The 19,580-nt window shown below is 67.5% G+C and carries 20 protein-coding genes; 5 read left to right on the forward strand and 15 right to left on the reverse strand.

Annotated features, from left to right (window positions below):
- Positions 1-67 precede the first annotated feature (67 nt).
- The 5 genes from AC1DIQ_RS02940 to AC1DIQ_RS02960 form a co-directional block, all read right to left on the reverse strand.
- Positions 68-814, reverse strand: coding sequence for an S-methyl-5'-thioinosine phosphorylase (locus AC1DIQ_RS02940; RefSeq protein WP_282261456.1), 747 nt, complete (start codon positions 812-814; stop codon positions 68-70).
- A complete protein-coding gene (locus tag AC1DIQ_RS02945; RefSeq protein WP_152154102.1) occupies positions 814-1,368 on the reverse strand; it encodes a hypoxanthine-guanine phosphoribosyltransferase in 555 nt (184 codons plus the stop codon). Before AC1DIQ_RS02945 ends, AC1DIQ_RS02940 begins: the two co-directional genes overlap by 1 nt.
- Positions 1,368-2,375 (reverse strand): beta-N-acetylhexosaminidase, encoded by a 1,008-nt coding sequence (gene nagZ, locus AC1DIQ_RS02950; protein WP_265309282.1) that lies wholly within the window; start codon positions 2,373-2,375, stop codon positions 1,368-1,370. The genes AC1DIQ_RS02945 and nagZ overlap by 1 nt, the downstream gene beginning before the upstream one ends.
- A 67-nt stretch (positions 2,376-2,442) precedes the next feature.
- Positions 2,443-3,135, reverse strand: coding sequence for a DsbA family oxidoreductase (locus AC1DIQ_RS02955; RefSeq protein ID WP_152154098.1), 693 nt, complete (start codon positions 3,133-3,135; stop codon positions 2,443-2,445).
- A 45-nt stretch (positions 3,136-3,180) separates the two neighbouring features.
- Complete coding sequence (locus AC1DIQ_RS02960; protein ID WP_152154096.1) at positions 3,181-3,684, reverse strand: CYTH domain-containing protein; 504 nt, start codon at positions 3,682-3,684, stop codon at positions 3,181-3,183.
- A gap of 78 nt (positions 3,685-3,762) precedes the next feature.
- Here AC1DIQ_RS02960 and AC1DIQ_RS02965 point away from each other — a divergent pair, with 78 nt between their 5' ends.
- On the forward strand, positions 3,763-4,374 hold the full coding sequence (locus tag AC1DIQ_RS02965; RefSeq protein ID WP_282261432.1) for a hypothetical protein: 612 nt from the start codon (positions 3,763-3,765) through the stop codon (positions 4,372-4,374).
- Positions 4,375-4,386: 12 nt separating this feature from the next.
- On the opposite strand, the gene rlmD is transcribed toward AC1DIQ_RS02965, so the two are convergent.
- Positions 4,387-5,721, reverse strand: a complete 1,335-nt coding sequence (gene rlmD / locus AC1DIQ_RS02970; protein WP_282261430.1) for a 23S rRNA (uracil(1939)-C(5))-methyltransferase RlmD — start codon at positions 5,719-5,721, stop codon at positions 4,387-4,389.
- A 137-nt stretch (positions 5,722-5,858) separates the two neighbouring features.
- Here rlmD and AC1DIQ_RS02975 point away from each other — a divergent pair, with 137 nt between their 5' ends.
- A complete protein-coding gene (locus AC1DIQ_RS02975) occupies positions 5,859-6,593 on the forward strand; it encodes an Hpt domain-containing response regulator (protein WP_152154090.1) in 735 nt (244 codons plus the stop codon).
- Positions 6,594-6,663: 70 nt separating this feature from the next.
- On the opposite strand, the gene recO is transcribed toward AC1DIQ_RS02975, so the two are convergent.
- The 9 genes from recO to rpoE form a co-directional block, all read right to left on the reverse strand.
- The gene (gene recO, locus AC1DIQ_RS02980; protein ID WP_121038748.1) at positions 6,664-7,389 is read right to left on the reverse strand and encodes a DNA repair protein RecO; all 726 of its coding nucleotides are present in this window, start codon (positions 7,387-7,389) and stop codon (positions 6,664-6,666) included.
- Positions 7,390-7,417: 28 nt separating this feature from the next.
- A complete protein-coding gene (gene era / locus AC1DIQ_RS02985; protein WP_478049409.1) occupies positions 7,418-8,314 on the reverse strand; it encodes a GTPase Era in 897 nt (298 codons plus the stop codon).
- Positions 8,311-8,991, reverse strand: a complete 681-nt coding sequence (rnc, locus tag AC1DIQ_RS02990) for a ribonuclease III (RefSeq protein ID WP_121038754.1) — start codon at positions 8,989-8,991, stop codon at positions 8,311-8,313. The genes era and rnc overlap by 4 nt, the downstream gene beginning before the upstream one ends.
- The gene (locus AC1DIQ_RS02995) at positions 8,981-9,364 is read right to left on the reverse strand and encodes a DUF4845 domain-containing protein (protein WP_088434521.1); all 384 of its coding nucleotides are present in this window, start codon (positions 9,362-9,364) and stop codon (positions 8,981-8,983) included. Before AC1DIQ_RS02995 ends, rnc begins: the two co-directional genes overlap by 11 nt.
- 32 nt (positions 9,365-9,396) lie before the next feature.
- Positions 9,397-10,191 (reverse strand): signal peptidase I, encoded by a 795-nt coding sequence (gene lepB, locus AC1DIQ_RS03000; RefSeq protein WP_121038757.1) that lies wholly within the window; start codon positions 10,189-10,191, stop codon positions 9,397-9,399.
- A gap of 100 nt (positions 10,192-10,291) precedes the next feature.
- Positions 10,292-12,082 (reverse strand): translation elongation factor 4, encoded by a 1,791-nt coding sequence (gene lepA, locus AC1DIQ_RS03005; RefSeq protein WP_183073750.1) that lies wholly within the window; start codon positions 12,080-12,082, stop codon positions 10,292-10,294.
- Between the two features lie 168 nt (positions 12,083-12,250).
- Positions 12,251-13,783 (reverse strand): DegQ family serine endoprotease, encoded by a 1,533-nt coding sequence (locus AC1DIQ_RS03010; RefSeq protein ID WP_478049410.1) that lies wholly within the window; start codon positions 13,781-13,783, stop codon positions 12,251-12,253.
- A gap of 81 nt (positions 13,784-13,864) precedes the next feature.
- Positions 13,865-14,764: a sigma-E factor negative regulatory protein gene (locus AC1DIQ_RS03015; RefSeq protein WP_282263976.1), complete on the reverse strand. Its 900-nt coding sequence runs from the start codon at positions 14,762-14,764 to the stop codon at positions 13,865-13,867.
- A complete protein-coding gene (gene rpoE / locus AC1DIQ_RS03020; protein ID WP_121038769.1) occupies positions 14,761-15,381 on the reverse strand; it encodes an RNA polymerase sigma factor RpoE in 621 nt (206 codons plus the stop codon). The genes AC1DIQ_RS03015 and rpoE overlap by 4 nt, the downstream gene beginning before the upstream one ends.
- Positions 15,382-15,619: 238 nt before the next feature.
- Between rpoE and AC1DIQ_RS03025 the strand changes: the two genes are divergently transcribed.
- From AC1DIQ_RS03025 to aqpZ, 3 genes are all read left to right on the forward strand, one after another.
- Positions 15,620-17,683 carry a 3-hydroxyacyl-CoA dehydrogenase NAD-binding domain-containing protein gene (locus AC1DIQ_RS03025; RefSeq protein WP_152154084.1) on the forward strand — a complete coding sequence of 688 codons (2,064 nt, stop codon included), beginning with the start codon at positions 15,620-15,622 and terminating at the stop codon, positions 17,681-17,683.
- A 145-nt stretch (positions 17,684-17,828) separates the two neighbouring features.
- Positions 17,829-18,692, forward strand: coding sequence for a pirin family protein (locus tag AC1DIQ_RS03030; RefSeq protein ID WP_121038776.1), 864 nt, complete (start codon positions 17,829-17,831; stop codon positions 18,690-18,692).
- 114 nt (positions 18,693-18,806) lie between these two features.
- Positions 18,807-19,529, forward strand: coding sequence for an aquaporin Z (gene aqpZ, locus AC1DIQ_RS03035; protein ID WP_282263982.1), 723 nt, complete (start codon positions 18,807-18,809; stop codon positions 19,527-19,529).
- Positions 19,530-19,580 lie beyond the last annotated feature (51 nt).

A 19,580-nucleotide genomic window follows, 5' to 3' on the forward strand; every position in this document is an offset into this window, starting at 1 on the left:
ATGAATGGGTGGTGTACGCTCAACCAGCGCACTGGCGGAGTATGCAAACCTTGTACGGTAATGACAATCACCCCCGTGCCAATTCACCGATCAATTCGGGCAGACCGGAGGAGGCAGCCTCCACATTGGCCAGCACTTCAGCCATCGTGATTTCATCGCCATCGCCACAGCCGGCGGCCCAGTTGGCCACAATCGCCAGGCAGGCATAGTCCAGGCCGAGCTCGCGGGCCAGGCTCGCTTCGGGCATGCCGGTCATGCCGACCAGATCGCAGCCATCGCGGCGCATGCGCGCGATTTCCGCATTGGTTTCCAGCCGCGGACCCTGGGTGGCGCCGTAGCAGCCACCGTCCTGCAGGCGCACGCCGGTCACTTTCGCCGCGGCCAGCACCTTGCTGCGCAGCATCGGGGTGTACGGATGGCCGAAGTCCACGTGCAGCACCTCGGTACCCGGCTCTTCGCACAGGGTGGAGATGCGGCCCCAGGTGTAATCGATCAACTGGTCCGGGCAGGCCAGCACGCGCGGGCCGAACTGTTCGGTGATGCCGCCAACCGTATTGAGCGCGAGCACGCGCTGCGCACCGATCTGCTGGAGCGCGGCGAGGTTGGCGCGGTAGTTGATCTTGTGCGGCGGCAGCGAGTGGCCTTCACCGTGGCGCGCCAGGAAGGCCACGCGCTGGCCCAGCAGCGTGCCGACGCGGATCGGACCGGACGGCGTGCCGTACCGGGTCTCGACCTGGTGGCTGCTCACGTCATCGAGCTGGGCCAGCGTGTAGACGCCGGTGCCGCCGATGACGGTAAGAGAAATGTGTTCCATCATTCCTTCATCGCGTAGATGGCCGGCACGCAGCGCAGCGTCTCGTTGACGTCCATGCCGAACCCGAACACATAGCGGTCCGGCAGGTCGATGCCGGCATAGTCGGCCTTGACGTCCGGCAGCGCGCGGTCGTGCAGCTTGACCGTCAGCGCGGCGATGCGCACATCGGTGGCACCCTGCTCCAGGCACCAGGTGCGCACGCCCTGCAGCGTGTAGCCCTCATCGAGGATGTCATCGACCAGCAGCACGCGGCGCCCGAACAGCGCGGTGGCCGGCTTGTGCTTCCAGACCAGATCGCCGCCGGTGGTTTCACCGCGGTAGCGGGTGGCGTGCAGATAATCGAACTGCACGTCCTGGCCGCGTGCGCCCAGTTCCAGCGCAAGCTGGCCGGCGAACGGCAGTGCGCCGTGCATGATCGACAGGAACAGCGGGACCTCGCCCTTGTAATCGCGCGCGATGGCGTCGGCGATGCCAGCGATGGCCTTGTCGATGGTGGGACGGTCGACCAGCAGGTCGGCCTGGGCCAGGGCCTGGGAAATGGAGAGGTTGGGCATCAGACGGTTCTTCCAAGGGTGTCAAGCAAACGGGATTGGGTGGTGCCATGGCGGGAATCGGCCAACAGGCCGTCCCAGCCCAGCGCGCCGCGACCGATCAGGCCGAGCAGCGCAGCGGTGTTGAGGGTGCGGCCTTCGACCGCGCGCAGTGATTCTTCCACCAGTTCGGGGTGGCAGACCAGCACCACGTCGCAGCCGGCATCCAGATGCGCGTCCACGCGCGCCTTCACGCCACCGGCGGAGAACGAGGCGGCCATGCCGATATCATCGGAGAAGACCACGCCACGGAAGCCCATCTCCTCGCGCAGGATCTGCTGGATCCAGCGCGGCGAGTAGCCGGCCGGTTCCGGCGCGACCTGCGGGTAGACCACGTGGGCCATCATCACCGCATCGGCGCCGGCAGTGATGCCGGCCGCGAACGGGATCAGGTCCAACGCACGCAGTTCATCGAGCGAACGCGGGTCGCTGGCATCGTGGAAATGGGTGTCTTCCAGCACGGTGCCGTGCCCGGGGAAATGCTTGAGCGTGGCCGCCATGCCGACGCTGTGCATGCCGCGCACATAGGCGGCGGTGAATGCAGCCACGACCTGCGGGTCCGCGCTGAACGCGCGATCGCCGATGGCCAGGTTGCCACGGCCCAGATCGACCACCGGGGCGAAGCTGAGATCCACGCCGCTGGCGCGCACTTCGCTGGCCATCAGCCAGGCATGCTGTTCGGCCAATGCCAGCGCAGCCTCTGGATCGGTGGCGTACAGGGCATCGAAACCCTGCAGCGGCGGCAGCGCGCTGTAACCGTCACGGAAGCGCTGCACGCGCCCGCCTTCCTGGTCCACGCAGATCAGCTGCGGGCGCGGCGCAGCGGCGCGGATGGCCGCCGACAACTCGGCCACCTGCTCGCGCGAGGCGAAATTGCGCTTGAACAGGATCACGCCGGCCACGGCGTCGTGCTGCAGCCACTCGCGTTCCTGGGCGGTGAGTTCGGTCCCGGCAACGCCGATCACGAGCATGGGGGGTCTCCAATACGGGGCGCCACCATGGCGCACTGCCGCATTGTCGCAGAACCCGCGCGCAGCGTCAGACCTCGCAGCCGTCCGGGCCGCAGCCAGCGCCCTGCCCGGCAGCTCCTGCCGGTGGGGTTTCCGCCGCGATCTGGCGCAGCGCCTGGGCGAAAGCCTCCGGCGGCTGGGCCCCCTGGATGGCGTACGTATCGTCGATCACAAAGGTGGGCACCGACTGAATGCCAAACCGCTGCGCCTGCGCCAGTTGGGCCTGGATCTCCGCCAGCCCTTCGTCGCCGGCCAGCAGTGTGGTGATCCGTTCGGCGCTGAGGCCACCGGCAGCGCCGGCATCGATCAGGGTCTGCGGCTCGGCCAGGTTGCGGCCCTGCGCAAAATGCGCGCGGAACAGCGCCTCGCCGACCGCCGCCTGGACACCTTCACGCCCGGCCAGCCACATCAGGCGGTGCGCCGGCAGCGTGGTGACCCGGACCTGGCCCTGGTCGAAATCCATCGGCAGGCCTTCGGCGCGCGCCGCGGTCTGGGTCTGGGTCAGGATCTGCTCGGTGCGCTCGGCACTGCCGAACTTGGCCGCATATGCCTCGCGCAGCGGTACCGGGGTTGTGCCGGCGTCGGGATCCAGCAGGAAGGGGTGCCAGTGCACCTCCACCTCGGGGGCGTCATCACCCAACAGCGCCAGGCCCTGCTGGAACCGGTGCTTGCCGATCCAACACCAGGGGCACACCACATCCGACCAGATATCGATTTTCATCTCGCCAGATTGTGGGTGCTGCGGGGCGTTTACAAGGTCTGGCGGTCAGCCGCGTTCCGCGCTGGACCAGCGTGAAAACGGATGCGCGGCCAGCGCCAGATTGTAATAACGGACCTCGTCGGTGACTTCAGCGCCGGCCCAGTCGGGCAGCGTGATCGCCTGATCGGCATGCTCGAGCTCGACTTCGGCCACCACCAGCCCGGCGTTCTCGCCGAGGAACTCGTCCACTTCCCAGAGCAGCCCCTGGTGCTCGACCAGATGCCGACGCTTGTCGATCAGCCCGCCGACACACAGCGCCAGCAGCGCGCGTGCATCGTCCACCGGGATCGGGTAATCGAACTCCTGCCGGGTGTGCCCGATCTCGCGTGACTTCATGTTGAGGAAGGCCTGCTCGCCCTGGATCCGCACGCGCACCGAAGCTTTCTGTGCGCCGCTGTCCAGTGCGGCGGTGTCGTTGAGATAGCCCTGCGCCATCGGGATCACCGCGTGCGCGGCCGTGCGCCAGCCCTCGCCGGTGACGCGGTATTTACGTTCGATTTCAATGCCCATGCGCACAGTATGCGGCGATCACGATCATGCGGCCACGGCCTGCTCCTATACTGGCCGGCTGCCCTGCAAGGACGCCCGATGAAGCCGCTCTTCCCTACCCTGTTGCTGACGCTGCTGCCACTGCCCGGGGTCGCCGCGACGCCGCCCACGCCTGCGCAGATCGACGCAGCGATCATGGCCATGATCGAGGCCGAGAAGAAGCCGGCGGCCTCCGCGCAGGATCTGCTGCTGCAATCGATGTTCACCCCGCGCGGGTTCGAGCATGGGCCGTGCTTTGCCAGCGCCACGGTCACCGGCGCCTACGAGTGCCTGGTCGGCATGGAGATCGGGCTCAAGAACCGCTACCGGATGCTGCGCTTCGTGCCCCAGGGCATGGGCTGGGCGATGCAGCGGGCCGATGTCGATGCGCCGGTCCCCCCGCGCGAGCGGGTCCGCGAACTGCTCATCGAACAGCTCGATCATCGTGCCGCATCCATCGACGATGCCGCCGCCCGCGACGCACTGCGCGCCTTCCAGCAGCGCCTGCGGATTTTCGAGATCGAGGACTGCGAACTGCGCAGCACGCAGTCGCCGGACATCCGCTGCGATGTCACCGCGGGGGATGACACCGAGCGCGGCACCGACCCGCAGACCTACGTGTTCGACGCACAGGGCCAGTGGCAGAACGCCGCGCCGGAGGACGCCCGCTGAGGGCGAACGCCGTCAGCGCTTTTCGAACACCGCGATGCTTTCCACGTGCGCGGTATGCGGGAACATGTCCATCGCGCCGGCCGAGACCAGAGTGAAGCCCTGCTCGTTGACCAGGTAGCCGGCGTCGCGCGCCAGCGAGCCGGGATGGCAGCTCACGTAGACGATCCGCTTGAACTGCTTGAGCGGCAGCTGCTGCAGCACTTCGATGGCGCCCGAGCGCGGCGGATCCAGCAACAGCTTGTCGAAGCCCTGGCGCATCCACGGGGTCTGGCGCTGGTCCTGGGTCAGGTCCGCTGCGTAGAACTCGGCATTGTCCAGCCCGTTGCGCACGGCGTTCTCTTTCGCACGCGCCACCAGGCCGGCATCGCCTTCCACACCGACCACGTTGCGCACGGTGCGCGCCAGCGGCAGGGTGAAGTTGCCCAGCCCGCAGAACAGATCCAGCACGCGCTCGTCCGGGCCGGCATCGAGCAGCGCCAGTGCGTGGGCGATCATCTGCACGTTGAGCTTGGCGTTGACCTGGATGAAATCCAGCGGGCGGAACGCCAGTTCGACATCCCACGGTGCCAGCTTGAACGACAGCGGCACCTCGGCCGGCCACAGCGGGTGCACCGACTCCACGCCGCCGGGCTGCAGCGAGATCGCAAAACCATGTTCCTGCCCGAAAGCGGTCCATGCGGCGCGGTCAGCGTCGCTGAGCGGCTGCATATGGCGGATGGTCAGGACGATCGCGTCATCCCCGGCGATGAATTCGATCTGGGGGATATCGCGTTTGCCATCGAGCGTCTCGATGAACTCGGACAGCGCGCCGACCTTCATGCCGATTTCCGGGATGACGGTCAGGCACTGGCTCAGGTCCGCGACGAAGCGCGGATCCAGCTCGCGGAAACCGACCAGGGTCTTGTCCTTCTTCTCCACGCGGCGCACCGAGAAGCGGCCCTTGCGGCGGTAACCCCAGCTGTCGCCGACCAGGGGCGGCAGCACAGTGCCCGGCGTGACGTGGCCGATCCGGGTCAGGTTGTCGATCAGCACGCGCTGCTTGGCCACGATCTGCTGCGACTCTTCCAGGTGCTGCAGCACACAGCCGGCGCAGACGCCGAAATGCGGGCAGCGCGGGGTCACCCGCTGCGGCGAGGCCTGTACGACCTCGATGGTCCGGGCTTCATCGAAATGGCGATTGCGCGCGGTCGGCTCGGCGGTCACCACCTCACCCGGCAGCGCGCCGGTGATGAAGGTGACCTTGCCACCCTCGCCGTCGCGGCGGGCAACGCCACGGCCGTCATGGCTGAGGTCGAGGATGTCGGTCTGGAAGGGGGTTCGGTCGAGGCGGGAGCGGGTTCGGGCCACGTGGCAACAGGCTGCGGGCAAAAAGGGTGCGTATTGTCGCAGATACCAACTGCAAGCTGAGCCGGTATGCAGCCGGGAGGCTTGCGGCGGGCCACTTCACGTTTAAGATGGGCGCAGCTGACATGGAGGCAGCCCAAATGCAGATGACCCCGAGGGATCCCATGCCCCGATTCCTGCTCGTCGAGGATGACACCATCAGCCGCGGCTTCTTCAAGGCCGCGCTGGAAACCCTGCCGGCCCAGGTCGATACCGCCGATTCACTGGCCACGGCCATGGACCGCGCCCGCGGCAGCCAACACGATCTGTGGCTGATCGATGTGAACCTGCCCGACGGCAATGGCACCCAACTGCTGCAGGAGCTGCGCCGCTCGCGTCCGGATACCCCGGCACTGGCGCATACCGCCGACGGCGACACCTCGATCCACTCACGCCTGCGCGATGCCGGTTTCAGCGAGACCCTGGTCAAGCCGCTGAGCCGCGAGCACCTGCTCAAAGCCGTCCGCCGCGCCCTGGTGCATACCGCGGGCAGCCTGTCGGCGCCGCTCGGCCCGGAAGCGGACGACGCCGACGGCCTGCGCCAGGATTGGGACGAAACCACCGCCCTGGCCGCGCTGAATGGACAGCGCCACCACCTCATCGCCCTGCGCGAACTGTTCCTGGCCGAGTTGCCCGGCGTGCGCGATGCAGTGGCCCAGGCCCTGCGCGAGGACGACGTGCAGGCTCTGCGTGGGCAGCTGCACCGGTTGCAGGCCAGCTGTGGGTTCGTCGGCGCCGCACGCCTGGCGCGGGCAGTCCGGCAGTTGCACCAGGCCCCGGACTCGACCGGTGCGCAGAGCCGCTTCCGCGTGGCAGTGGACGCCCTGTTGCAGTGAACACGGGGCGGCAGCCGGGGCACCGGCGCCGCTTGAGTCACCCCGCAACGGTGCCGCGGCCCGCCAGCGCTTACGTGCGCCGCCGGGCCAGGTCCTCCAGCATTTCCCAGGATTTCAGCCCCCGCCCGCCCAGATGGTGCATCAGCACCGCGCGCATCGGTCGGCGCAGGCTGCCCAGATCCTCGGGCCCCGGCATGTCATCGGCGGCCAGCGCCAGCAGCGCGCTGCCGGTGGCGGTGCCCCGGCGTTGATCCACGCCACGGTCGCTGAGCAGGCGGCGCGGCCCCTCCTGGGGATCCAGCTCATAGCGTGCCGCCGGGTCGACCGGCTCCTCATCGCTGCCATGCAACAGATCGAAACCGAAGCCCAAGGCCTCCAGCAGGTCGCGCTCGAAACGTCGCAGGGTCCAGGCCAGCGGCTCGCCATCGCGCAGCCGCGCGCGCACCTGCGCGTAGTGGTCGTAGAGCTCCGGCAGCGGATCCTGGCGGGGCGCCAGCCGCATCATCAGTTCGTTGATATAGAAGCCGGCCAGCATCGCCTCACCGGTGAGCCGGGGCGCAGCGTCCAGGGCTTCTGCACCGCGCAGCTGGGCCAGTTCGCCCCGCTGCACGGCCGTGAGCCGGATCCATTGCAGCGGCTGCAGGGCCGCGCGCAACGCTTGGCTGCGCGGGCTGGACACGCCCCGCGCCAGCACCCCGATGCGGCCGTACTGCTCGGTCAGCACCTCGACCAGCAGACTGGTCTCCCGCCAGGCCCGGGCGTGCAATACGAAGGCCGGCTCATCCTCGATGCGCATCACTCAACCGCCCGGGGCCGTGGCCGGCTTATTCGTAGCCGAACGCCTTGAGCGCGGCTTCGTCGTCGGACCAGCCCTCGCGCACGCGCACCCAGGTCTCCAGGAAGACCTTGGCGCCGAGCAGGCGCTCCATCTGCAGGCGCGACTTGGCGCCGATTTCCTTCAGGCGGGTGCCGGCCTTGCCGATCACGATCGCCTTCTGGCCTTCGCGTTCGACCCAGATCACCGCGCCGATGCGCAGCAGGTTGCCGTCTTCTACAAAGCGCTCGATCTCGACCGTGGTCGCGTACGGCAGTTCTTCACCCAGCTGGCGCATCAGCTGCTCGCGGACCAGTTCACCGGCGAGGAAGCGCTGGCTGCGGTCGGTGATCTCGTCTTCGCCGAACATCGGCGGGGCTTCCGGCAACAGCTTCATCAGGTCGCGGACCAGCGATTCCAGGCCGTTGCGCTTCTGCGCCGAGATCGGGTGCACCGCCGCGAACGTGCGGCCTTCGGTGACCTGCTGCAGGAACGGCAGCAGCGCGCCCTTGTCTTTCAGGCGATCGATCTTGTTGACCACCAGCACCACCGGGATGCCCGAATCGCTGAGCACATTGAAGGCCAGGGTGTCTTCGTCATCCCAGCGGCCGGCCTCGATGACCAGCATGCCGGCGTCCACGCCCTCGAGCGAGCCGCGCGCGGCGCGGTTCATCACCCGGTTCATGGCGCGCTTCTGCGCACGGTGCAGGCCGGGGGTATCGACCAGCACGATCTGGCCTTCCGGGTAGCTGGCAATGCCCAGCAACCGGTGCCGCGTGGTCTGAGGGCGGTTGGAGACGATGCTGACCTTGGCGCCCACCAGGGCGTTGGTCAGGGTGGATTTGCCGACGTTGGGGCGACCGATGACGGCCACGCTGCCGGAACGATGGGGGGTTGCTTCGTTCACTTGGAATCCAGTTGCTCAAGGGCGGCGGCAGCCGCTTGTTGTTCGGCCAGCCGTCGCGAGGCACCTTCGCCTTCGGTGCTGACAGCGGGGTCGGTTACGCCGCAGCGTACCCGGAAGGTCTTGGCGTGATCGTCACCTGATTCTGACACCAGCTCGTACAGCGGCAGCGCCTTCTGCCGGGCCTGCAGCCATTCCTGCAGCCGCGTCTTGGGGTCCTTCTCGGGCTTGCCGGTGGCCGGCAGGGCCTGCATCGAGGCGTTGAACCAGGGCAGCACCACGGTCTGGCAGACGGCGAAGCCGGCATCGAGGTAGATCGCTGCGACCACGGCTTCCAGCGCATCGGCCAGGATGGAGTCGCGGCGGTGGCCGCCGGTCTTCATCTCGCCGGGCCCCAGGATCAGGCGCTCGCCCAGCTGCAGCTCGCGCGCGATCACCGCCAGCGCGCCTTCGCGCACCAGCTCGGCCCGGGCACGGGTCAGCGCGCCCTCGTCGGCTTTGGGCCAGCGTTCGTAGAGCGCCTGGGCCACCATCATGTTGACGATGCTGTCGCCGAGGAACTCCAGCCGCTCATTGTTGGGCGTACCGGCGCTGCGATGCGTCAGCGCCTGCTGGAGCAGGCCCGGATCGTTGAAGGCGTGACCGATCAGGTCACCGCGTTGGAAGGTCTTAGTCGGCACCGCTACGGGTCAATTCCTGGTTTGAATCAAATTTGCCCACCACGTCCAGATTGCCGATCATTTCACGGCGCACTTCGTAGTAGACCTTCATGTTCCAGCCGCCATCGATGCGATCGAACTTCACGTCGGCGGGTTTCACGTTTTCGGAGTAATTGATGTACAGGCGCTTGAAGAACATCTCCTGGATGCGGCGCGGCTCCATGTTGCCCACGCCCGGCTCCTTGGCCAGGCTCTTCATCGCCGAACGCACGGCGTAGTACTCCTGGTACATCGGGAACAGCTTCATCCCGATGTACAGGAAGAAGGCGACCACGATCAGCACCACCAGGAACGAGGTCAAGGTGATGCCGCGCTGCGATGTCATGTTCTTCATTGCGTTCTCCCCAGATACGCGTGTGCCATGAATCAATGGATGGCCGTGCCGATCCGCGACGGTTCGAAGCCGTCCTTGCAGAACCAGCCCGAGCAGTTCAGCCAGATCAGGAACGCCTTGCCACGGAGATTCTCCTCCGGCAGCAGGCCCCAGAAACGGCCGTCGTCACTGTTGTCGCGATTGTCGCCCATGACCAGGTACTTGCCGGCCGGGACGGTCCACTGCCCTTCGCCTCGGGCGTAGTCGGTCTCCAGCACGGTATGCGTGCGGCCCGGCAGGTGCTCGACCAGCAGCGAGCTGCCCTCGCCCTGGCCGTTGTGGCCTGCGTACAGACCCTTGTTGTCGTATTTGACCGGCTCGCCGTTGAGGATCAGGCCGTTGCCCTGGAACTCGATCTCGTCGCCCGGCACGCCGATCACGCGCTTGATGAAGTTCTCACCCTTGGCCGGATCGTTGTCCGAGTGGCCCGGGAAATGGAACACCACCACGTCGCCGCGCTTGGGCTCGCCGAACGGGATCACCTTGGCGTTGTTCAGTGGCAGGCGCAGGCCGTAAGAGAACTTGTTGACCAGGATGAAATCGCCGATCAGCAGGTTGGGCATCATCGAGCTGGACGGAATCTTGTACGGCTCGGCGATGAAGCTGCGCACCACCAGCACGATCGCCAGCACCGGGAAGAACGCCCGCGCGTAGTCGACCATCACCGGCTCGGTGTCCAGCAGGCCGGCGCGCTGGGCGCGGCGCTTGGCGAAGTACAGCTTTTCGGCCAGCAGGATCAGGCCCGAGGCCAACGTCAGTACGACCAGGAGGAGCTCAAACAATTTCATGCAGTGTCCTTGGGAACGATTGCAGCGGTGTGGTGTGCCCCTGCGCGTCCGGCGACACCGATCCGGTGCCGCCCGCCGCTGCCGGGAAAGCCATCCGGCCTTACTTGTCCATCTGCAGCACGGCCAGGAAGGCTTCCTGCGGGATTTCCACGCGGCCGACCTGCTTCATGCGCTTCTTGCCTTCCTTCTGTTTCTCGAGCAGCTTCTTCTTGCGCGAAACGTCGCCACCATAGCACTTGGCCAGCACGTTCTTGCGCATCGCCTTGACCGTGGTGCGCGAGATGATCTGCGAGCCGACGGCGGCCTGGATGGCCACGTCGAACTGCTGGCGCGGGATCAGTTCCTTCATCTTCTCGCACAGCTCGCGGCCACGGCGGTCGGCATGGCTGCGGTGCACGATCAGCGACAGCGCATCGACCTTGTCGCCATTGATCAGCACGTCCACACGGACGAACGGACCGGCATCGAAACGCACGAAGTGATAGTCCAGCGAGGCATAGCCACGGCTGACCGACTTCAGCTTGTCGAAGAAGTCCAGCACCACCTCGGCCATCGGCAGCTCGTAGCTGATCTGCACCTGGCTGCCCAGGTAGTTGATGCCGATCTGGCTGCCGCGCTTTTCTTCGCACAGCTTGATGATGTTGCCGATGTACTCCTCGGGGGTGAGCACGTTGGCGCGGATGATCGGCTCGCGGATCTCATCGACCATGTTCACCGGCGGCAGCTTGGCCGGGTTGTCCATGTTGATGATGGTGCCGTCGGTCTTGAGCACTTCATAGACCACGGTCGGCGCGGTGCTGATCAGGTCCAGGTTGTACTCGCGTTCCAGGCGCTCCTGCACGATTTCCATATGCAGCATGCCCAGGAACCCGCAGCGGAAGCCAAAGCCCATCGCCTCGGAGCTTTCCGGCTCGAAGCGCAGCGCGGCATCGTTCAGGCGCAGCTTGTCCAGCGCTTCGCGCAGGTCCGGGTAATCCTCGGCATCGACCGGGAACAGGCCGGCGAACACGCGCGGCTGCATTTCCTGGAAGCCCGGCAGCGGCTTGGCGGCCGGATCGGCGGCCAGGGTCAGGGTGTCGCCGACCGGGGCACCGTGCACGTCCTTGATGCTGGCCGTCACCCAGCCCACCTCACCGGCGTTCAGTGTCGGCAGCACCTTGCGCTTGGGGGTGAACACGCCGACGTTGTCGACCTGGTGATTGCGGCCGGTGGACATCACCTGCAGCTTGTCGCCGGCCTTGATCTGGCCCTGCATCACGCGCACCAGCGAGACCACGCCGAGGTAATTATCGAACCACGAGTCGATGATCAGCGCCTGCAGCTTGTCGGTATCGCGCGGCACCGGCGGCGGGATGCGATGCACGATCGCCTCCAGCACGTCGCCCACGTTCAGTCCGGTCTTGGCACTGACCGCCACGGCGTCGGTGGCATCGATGCCGATCACGGCCTCGATCTCGGCCTTGGCACGGTCGATGTCGGCGGTGGGCAGGTCGATCTTGTTGATCACCGGCACCACTTCCAGCCCCTGCTCGACCGCCGTGTAGCAGTTGGCGACGGACTGTGCTTCCACGCCCTGGGCGGCATCGACCACCAGCAGCGCGCCTTCGCAGGCGGCCAGCGAGCGGCTGACTTCATAGGAGAAGTCGACATGCCCGGGGGTGTCGATGAAGTTCAGGTGGTAGGTGTGGCCGTCTTTGGCGACATACGGCAGCGAGACCGACTGGGCCTTGATGGTGATGCCACGCTCGCGCTCGATCGGGTTCGAGTCGAGCACCTGCGCCTCCATCTCACGGGCCTGGAGGCCGCCGCAAAGCTGGATGATGCGATCGGCCAGCGTGGACTTGCCGTGGTCGACGTGGGCGATGATGGAGAAGTTGCGGATGAACCGCATCGAATCAGAAGACATAGGTGGCGGCGGCGCGTCGCGTCGTCAGGATGACTGCGGATTATCGCATGGCCGGCCCGATCCCGCGTGGGCCCGGCAGCGATTGTCGCCAACGGCCCCCCAGAAACGACCGGGCCCGCCGAAGCGGGCCCGGAAACGCAGGCGGGGCGGGGCTTACTGCCCGGCCTTGACCGCCACGAAGGCGCTGTTGCCGTTGGCGCGGATCAGCAACATGACCACGTCACCCTTGCTGTATCCGGCCAGCGCCTTGTTCAGCGCGGCCACGCTGCCGACCGGGGTACGGCCGACCTGCAGCACCACCAGGCCCGGCGACAGGCCGGCGTCACGCGCGGACTGGCCGTTGACCCGGGTGATGCGCACGCCCTCGCCCGCCGACAGGCCCAGCTGCTGGCGCTGCGGGACGGTCAAGTCGGCCACCTCCAGCCCCAGCAGGGCATTGGCGCCGGCCTCGGGCTTGGCCGCTTCCGCGGTCGGACGGGCGGCGCCGCGCTCGGCGTCTTCGGCCAGCTCGGTCAGGGTGGCGGTGATCTCCCGCTCCTTGCCATCGCGCAGCACGCTCAGGCGGACCTTGCTGCCCGGCGGCAGCGCGCCGATGGCCGGCGGCAGATCGCTGAAGGTATTGATCGGGCTGCCATTGACCGAGCGGATCACATCGCCCGGCTCGATACCGGCCTTGAGCGCCGCGCTGCCCGCGACCACCTCGTTGACCAGCGCGCCACGGCTGTCCGGCAGGCCCAGCCCCTGGGCCTTGAGGCCATCGATCGGGCCGACCGCCGCGCCGAGCTGGCCACGGCTGACCCGGCCGGTCTTCTTGATCTGCTCCACCGCACCCATCGCCAGGTCGATCGGGATCGCGAAGCTGATCCCCATATAGCCACCGGAAGCGGAGAAGATCTGCGAGTTGATGCCGACCACTTCACCGCGGGTGTTGAGCAGCGGGCCACCGGAGTTGCCCTGGTTGATCGCCACGTCGGTCTGGATGAAGGGCACATAGCGCTGGTCCGGGCCGCCGGTGCTGCGGCCGACCGCGCTGACGACGCCGGCGGTGACGGAGTGGTCCAGCCCGAACGGCGAACCGATCGCGACCACCCATTGACCCGGCTTGAGGGTGTTGGAGTCGCCCACGCGCACGGTCGGCAGATTCTTTCCGTCGATCTTGAGCAGCGCCACGTCGTACTGCTGGTCGCTGCCGACCACCTTGGCAGTGAACTCACGGCGATCGCCAAGCTTGACCTTCACTTCGCTGGCATCAGCGACCACATGGTGATTGGTCAGCACGTAGCCGTCGGCGGAGATGATGAAACCCGAACCCATGCCGCGGCCGCGGATGCTCGGGGTGCCGTCATCGGGACCGTCGGCACCCTGCCCCGGCATCTGGAAATCCGGGCCGAAGAAGCGACGGAAGAATTCCGGCATGTCCTGGTCGGACGGCCCGGCCATGCGTGCCTGGCGGTTGCTGCGCACGATGGTGGTCTCGACATTGACCACGCCCGGCCCGACCTGTTCGACCAGATTGGTGAAGTCCGGCAGGCCACTGACCAGCTGCGGCGCCGGCGCGCGGGGTGCAGCGGCGGCCGCCGGCGCGGCAGCGGTGGCCGGCGATGGCGACGGCGACTGCGCGCAGGCCACCAGTGGGAGCGTCATGGCGATCAGCGCCAGGGCATGGGTACGGATACGGGCGGTCATCAGACACGAACCTCCGGGTCAGGGAACAAAGGGGGAACGCTCCGGCGCACAGGCCGGAGCGGAGCGTCAGCGCGACGATGCTCAGTCGCGGTGCCGGCGCGCAGGTTCGGCCGACTCGGCCGACTCCTGCAGGCGCGGCTCGAACGGATAGAACGCGGCCTGCGGCGCCTGTGTGGAGAAGCTCGCATTGAGCGCGCCGCCGGCGGCCGGGGCCAGGCTGGAGCGCGGCCAAGGCTTGGCCTGCAGCGTGCCGACCTCACCGAACGGGAACTGCCGCGCGGCGGCCGCCGGCATGGCCGGGGCCAATGGCGCCTGGCTGGCGATCGCCCGCTGCGGCTCGGCACTGCGCTCGGCGGCGCTGCGCGCGGCCTGCTGGGTACGCGTGGCACTGGCGCTGGCGCGGCGTGCCGTCGCCACGTCCTGGCGGCGGCTGGCGGCAGCCACCGCAGCAGCGGGCACCGCCGCCACGGCGAGCGCCTGTTCGGCGGCAGAGGCTTCGGTCACCGGTGCGGCAGGCAGCTCGGCCTGGCTGGCGATGATGGTGGTCGGCGCGTCCAGCGGGGCCGGGGCCGGCAGCTGCTCGCGGGTCATGAACATCGCCACGGCCGCGACGGAGGCGGCCAACGCCGCCCCCCCGCCCCAGCGTCGCCAACCGCCACGCCGTTCCTGACGGTCATGGCTGCGCTCGACATTGGCCTGCATCGCGGGTGCCGGCTCAGCGGCCACGGAAACGCGCACCCGCTCGGCGAAATCGACCGGCGCCGGTGCGCAGGCCTGCCCGCGCAGCACATCGCCGAGCATCTGCCAGCGTTCGTTGCAGCTGGACAAGGCCTCATCGTGTTCCAGCCGGCGCAGCATGAAACGTGCTTCATCGGCTGACAGCTCGCCATCGATCAACGAGGACAGCTGCTGCCGGTAATGGGCGTCGAATTTATCGGGGGACGCGCCCCGGGAAGCATCATTGGACATATCGTGGCTCATGCGCGGCTCTTCTCGCGGGTGGCGCTGCCCACATCGAGCAGCGGCCGAAGTTCAGTGTCGATCGCCTCGCGGGCACGGAAGATCCGCGACCGCACGGTGCCGATCGGGCACCCCATCTTCTGCGCGATTTCGTCGTAACTCAGGCCGTCCACCTCGCGCATGGTGATGGCCGACCGCAGCTCTTCAGGCAGCGCCGACACCGCCTTCATCACCGTCTGTTCCAGTTCCTGGCGCATCAACTCGCGTTCGGGCGTGTCGGTGTCGCGCAGGCGGGTGCCGCTGTCGTACTGCTCGGCGTCCCCGATCTCGATGTCATCGGTGGGCGGGCGGCGGTTGTGGGCGGCGAGATGGTTCTTGGCAGTGTTCACGGCGATCCTGTGCAGCCAGGTATAGAACTGGGCGTCGCCCCGGAAACTGCCGATCGCGCGATACGCGCGGACGAAAGTGTCCTGGGCCACGTCCTGACATTCACTCCAGTCCGCGATGTAGCGCCCGATCAGCGCGATGACCCGATGCTGATACTTGCGTACCAGGACATCGAACGCCCCGCTCTCGCCACGCTGCACACGTCGGACCAGCTCCAGGTCCAGCTCCTGTGGTGTTTCAACCTCGGCCATGGGGGGCCGCACTCCTGTCAGCCCAACCGACGTCGGGCAATGAGACTGCCAATCCCGGGAAAAGTTCAGCGCTCGATCACACCGCGCCGCACCAGCTTTTAACCACCGTTCCGTTAAGGTTTCCGATCCAGGCAATGAATCAGCGGTATCTCTCCCCCAGCTATAGGGATTTGACGGGGAGGAAACAACCTCTGGATCATAGCCCCCTTCTCCATACACAACCGGATGGAACGTTCCCATGCTCTCAGGCTTCGATGGGCTCCGCTTCTCGCATTGGCACCCGCAGATCCGTGACGATGGCGTCGTCGTGCTCAGCCTCGACCGCCACGACAGCAGCGTCAATGCCATGTCGCAGGACGTGCTGCTCGAACTGGGCGACCTGATCGAGCGGATCGGGATGGACCCGCCCAAGGCGGTGGTGATCCAGTCGATCAAGGCGGCCGGCTTCATCGCCGGGGCGGACCTGAAGGAATTCCAGGAATTCGACCGCCGCGGCACCGTCAATGACGCGATCCGCCGTGGCCAGAGCACCTACCAGAAGCTGGCCGAACTGCCCTGCCCGACCGTCGCGGCGATCCACGGTCATTGCCTGGGCGGCGGCACCGAGCTGGCCCTGGCCTGCCGTTACCGCGTGGCCTCCAACGATGCCTCCACCCGCATCGGCCTGCCGGAAACCCAGCTGGGCATCTTCCCGGGCTGGGGCGGCAGCTCGCGCCTGCCGCAGCTGGTCGGCGCACCGGCAGCGATGGACATGATGCTGACCGGCCGCAATCTATCGGCCTCGGCCGCGCGCAACATCGGCCTGGTCGACAAGGTCGTCGCGCCGGCCGTGCTGCTCGATACCGCCGTATCGCTCGCGCTGAAGGGCACCACCCGGCCGTTCAAGCAGCGCGCGACCGCGTGGATCACCAACACCTGGCTGGCGCGCAAGCTGCTCGCCCCGCAGATGGCCAAGCAGGTCGCCCGCAAGGCGCGCAAGGAGCATTACCCCGCTCCCTACGCACTGATCAACACCTGGGCACGCACCGGTGGCAGCCCGATCCAGACCCGTCTGGATGCCGAACGCCGCGCCGTGGTGAAGCTGGCCGGCACCCCGACCGCCCGCAACCTGATCCGTATCTTCTTCCTGACCGAACGCCTGAAGGCACTGGGCGGCAAGGACCACGGCATCCAGCACGTGCACGTGGTCGGCGCCGGCGTGATGGGCGGCGACATCGCGGCATGGTCGGCCTACAAGGGCTTCAACGTGACCCTGCAGGATCGCGAGCAGCGCTTCATCGACCCGGCCATGGAACGCGCGCAGGCGCTGTTCGCCAAGCGGGTGAAGGACGACAGCAAGCGCCCGGCCGTGGCCGCGCGCCTGAAAGCCGATCTCGCGGGCGAGGGCGTGGCCCAGGCCGATCTGGTGATCGAAGCCATCATCGAAAACCCGGAAGCCAAGCGCGAGCTGTACCAGTCGCTGGAGCCGAGGATGAAGGCCGATGCGCTGCTGACCACCAACACCTCCTCGATCCCGCTGGACGAACTGCGCGACCACATCCAGCGCCCGGCGCAGTTTGCCGGCCTGCATTACTTCAACCCGGTCGCGCAGATGCCGCTGGTGGAAATCATCCATCACGACGGCATGGCGCCGGAGACCGAGCGCCGCCTGGCCTCGTTCTGCAAGGCGCTGGGCAAGTTCCCGGTGCCGGTGGCCGGCACCCCTGGCTTCCTGGTCAACCGCGTGCTGTTCCCGTACATGCTTGAAGCGGCCACCGCGTATGCCGAAGGCGTACCGGGCCCGGTGCTGGACAAAGCCGCGGTGAAGTTCGGCATGCCGATGGGCCCGATCGAACTGCTCGACACCGTCGGCCTGGATGTGGCGGCCGGCGTGGGCAAGGAACTGGCGCCCTTCCTTGGCCTGCAGGTACCGGCCGCCCTGGCGACCGTGGAACAGGGCAAGCGTGGCAAGAAGGACGGCCAGGGCCTGTACAAGTGGGAGAACGGACGCGCCCAGAAGCCGGACGTCCCCGCCAACTACGAGGTCCCGGCCGATCTGGAAGACCGCCTGATCCTGCCACTGCTCAACGAAGCGGTGGCCTGCCTGCACGACGGCGTCGTCGCCGACGCCGACCTGCTCGATGCCGGCGTGATCTTCGGCACCGGCTTCGCCCCGTTCCGCGGCGGCCCGATCCAGTACATCCGCGCCACCGGCGCCGATGCCCTGGTCGAACGCCTCAAGGTCCTGCAGCAGCGCTATGGCGATCGCTTCGCCCCGCGCCCGGGCTGGGAGTCGCCGGTACTGCGCGAACCGGTGATCTGAGGATCGCGAAAACGCCAGCGCACGCTGGCGTTTTTTGTGTGTGCTCGCGCGTGAAACCAGAACACCCTGTTACCGATACAGGCCTCCCACCTCCACACCCCGCATGCGATCCTCCCGCTCTGTCCCCGCCAGCGAGACCGCCCGCATGACGACCATCATCGCCCCCCGCATCCATGACATCGGTGGCCTGCAGGTGCGCCGCGCCGTGCCGACTCTGCAGGCGCGCAGCGTCGGGCCATTTGTCTTCGTCGACCAGATGGGCCCGGCCGTGCTTTCCCCCGGCACCGGCATCGACGTGCGCCCGCACCCACATATCGGCCTGGCCACCGTCACGTTCCTCTGGTCCGGCGCCATCGGCCACCGCGACACGCTCGGTTCGGACCAGGTCATCCGCCCCGGCGACGTCAACTGGATGACCGCCGGCCGTGGCATCGCCCACTCCGAACGCACGCCTGCCATCGAACGCGAACACGACCATCCGCTGCACGGCATGCAGACCTGGCTGGCGCTGCCGAAGAGTGCCGAAGAGACCGATCCCGCGTTCTATCACCATGCCGCCGCCACCCTGCCCCAGCAGCGCCGCAACGGTGCCTGGCTGCGCGTCATCGCCGGCCGCGCGTACGGCGAGGAATCCCCGGTCAAGGTGTTCGCCGATACCCTCAACGTGGCCATCGATCTCGACGCCGATGCGGAAATCGACCTGGATACCGGCCACGCCGAACGTTCGCTCTACATCCTCGACGGCCAGGCCCAGCTCGACGGCGTGGACATTCCCGCCCAGCACCTGATCATTCCCGAGCCCGGTGCACGCGGCCGCCTGCGCGCCAAGACCCCGATCAAGGCAATGCTGATGGGGGGCGAACCGCTCGACGGGCCACGCCACCTCTGGTGGAACTTCGTCTCCAGCTCCAGCGAACGGATCGAGCAGGCCAAGCACGATTGGGAATCGGGCCGCTTCGGCACGATTCCGGGGGACGATAAAGAGTTCATTCCGCTGCCCGCGTACTGAGCCGATGCCCCGGGGGCCAACCGTTCGTCGGATGTTGACGCGGCCGTCACCCCGATGAACCCCGATTCAGCTACGTTGCGCCTGCCCACCCCGGGCATAGCGTGGAGCACGTCGATGAGCATGGGCAAACGTCTGGCCGCCGAGTTCCTGGGCACGTTCTGGTTGGTGTTGGGCGGGTGTGGCAGCGCGGTGCTGGCGGCCAAGTTCGGTGGTGATGGCAATCCGCTGGGGATCGGTTTTGTGGGCGTGGCATTGGCCTTCGGCCTGACCGTGCTGACCGGCGCGTATGCGTTCGGGCATGTCTCCGGCGCGCACTTCAATCCGGCGGTCAGTGTCGGCCTGTGGGCCGGCGGCCGTTTCCCCGCCCGTGACCTGCTTCCCTACATCGTGGCGCAGGTGCTGGGTGGCGCGCTGGCCGGTTTCATTCTGCTGCAGATCGCCTCCGGTGCGCCGGGCTTCCAGATCGATGGCAGCCAGGCCGGCGCGTTCGCGAGCAATGGCTACGGCGCCCTTTCACCGGGCGGCTACAGCGTCGCCGCCGCCTTCCTGTGTGAAGTGGTCCTCACCGCGTTCTTCCTGATCGTGATCATGGGCGCGACCCACGGCAACGCGCCGGCCGGCTTCGCCCCGATCGCGATCGGCCTGGCGCTGACGTTGATCCATCTGATCAGCATTCCGGTCACCAATACCTCGGTCAATCCGGCGCGCTCCACCGCCGTGGCGCTGTTCGCCGGCAGCGGCGCGCTCAGCCAGCTGTGGCTGTTCTGGCTGGCACCGCTGCTGGGTGGCCTGATCGGCGGAATTGTCTACAAATGGATGGGGGCCGCGCCCCGCTGACGGGTGTGGCCGGGCGGCCCCCGGACCGCCCGGCGTCGGCGCAGAACGGTT

The organism is Stenotrophomonas sp. 05L413 (assembly GCF_056397945.1).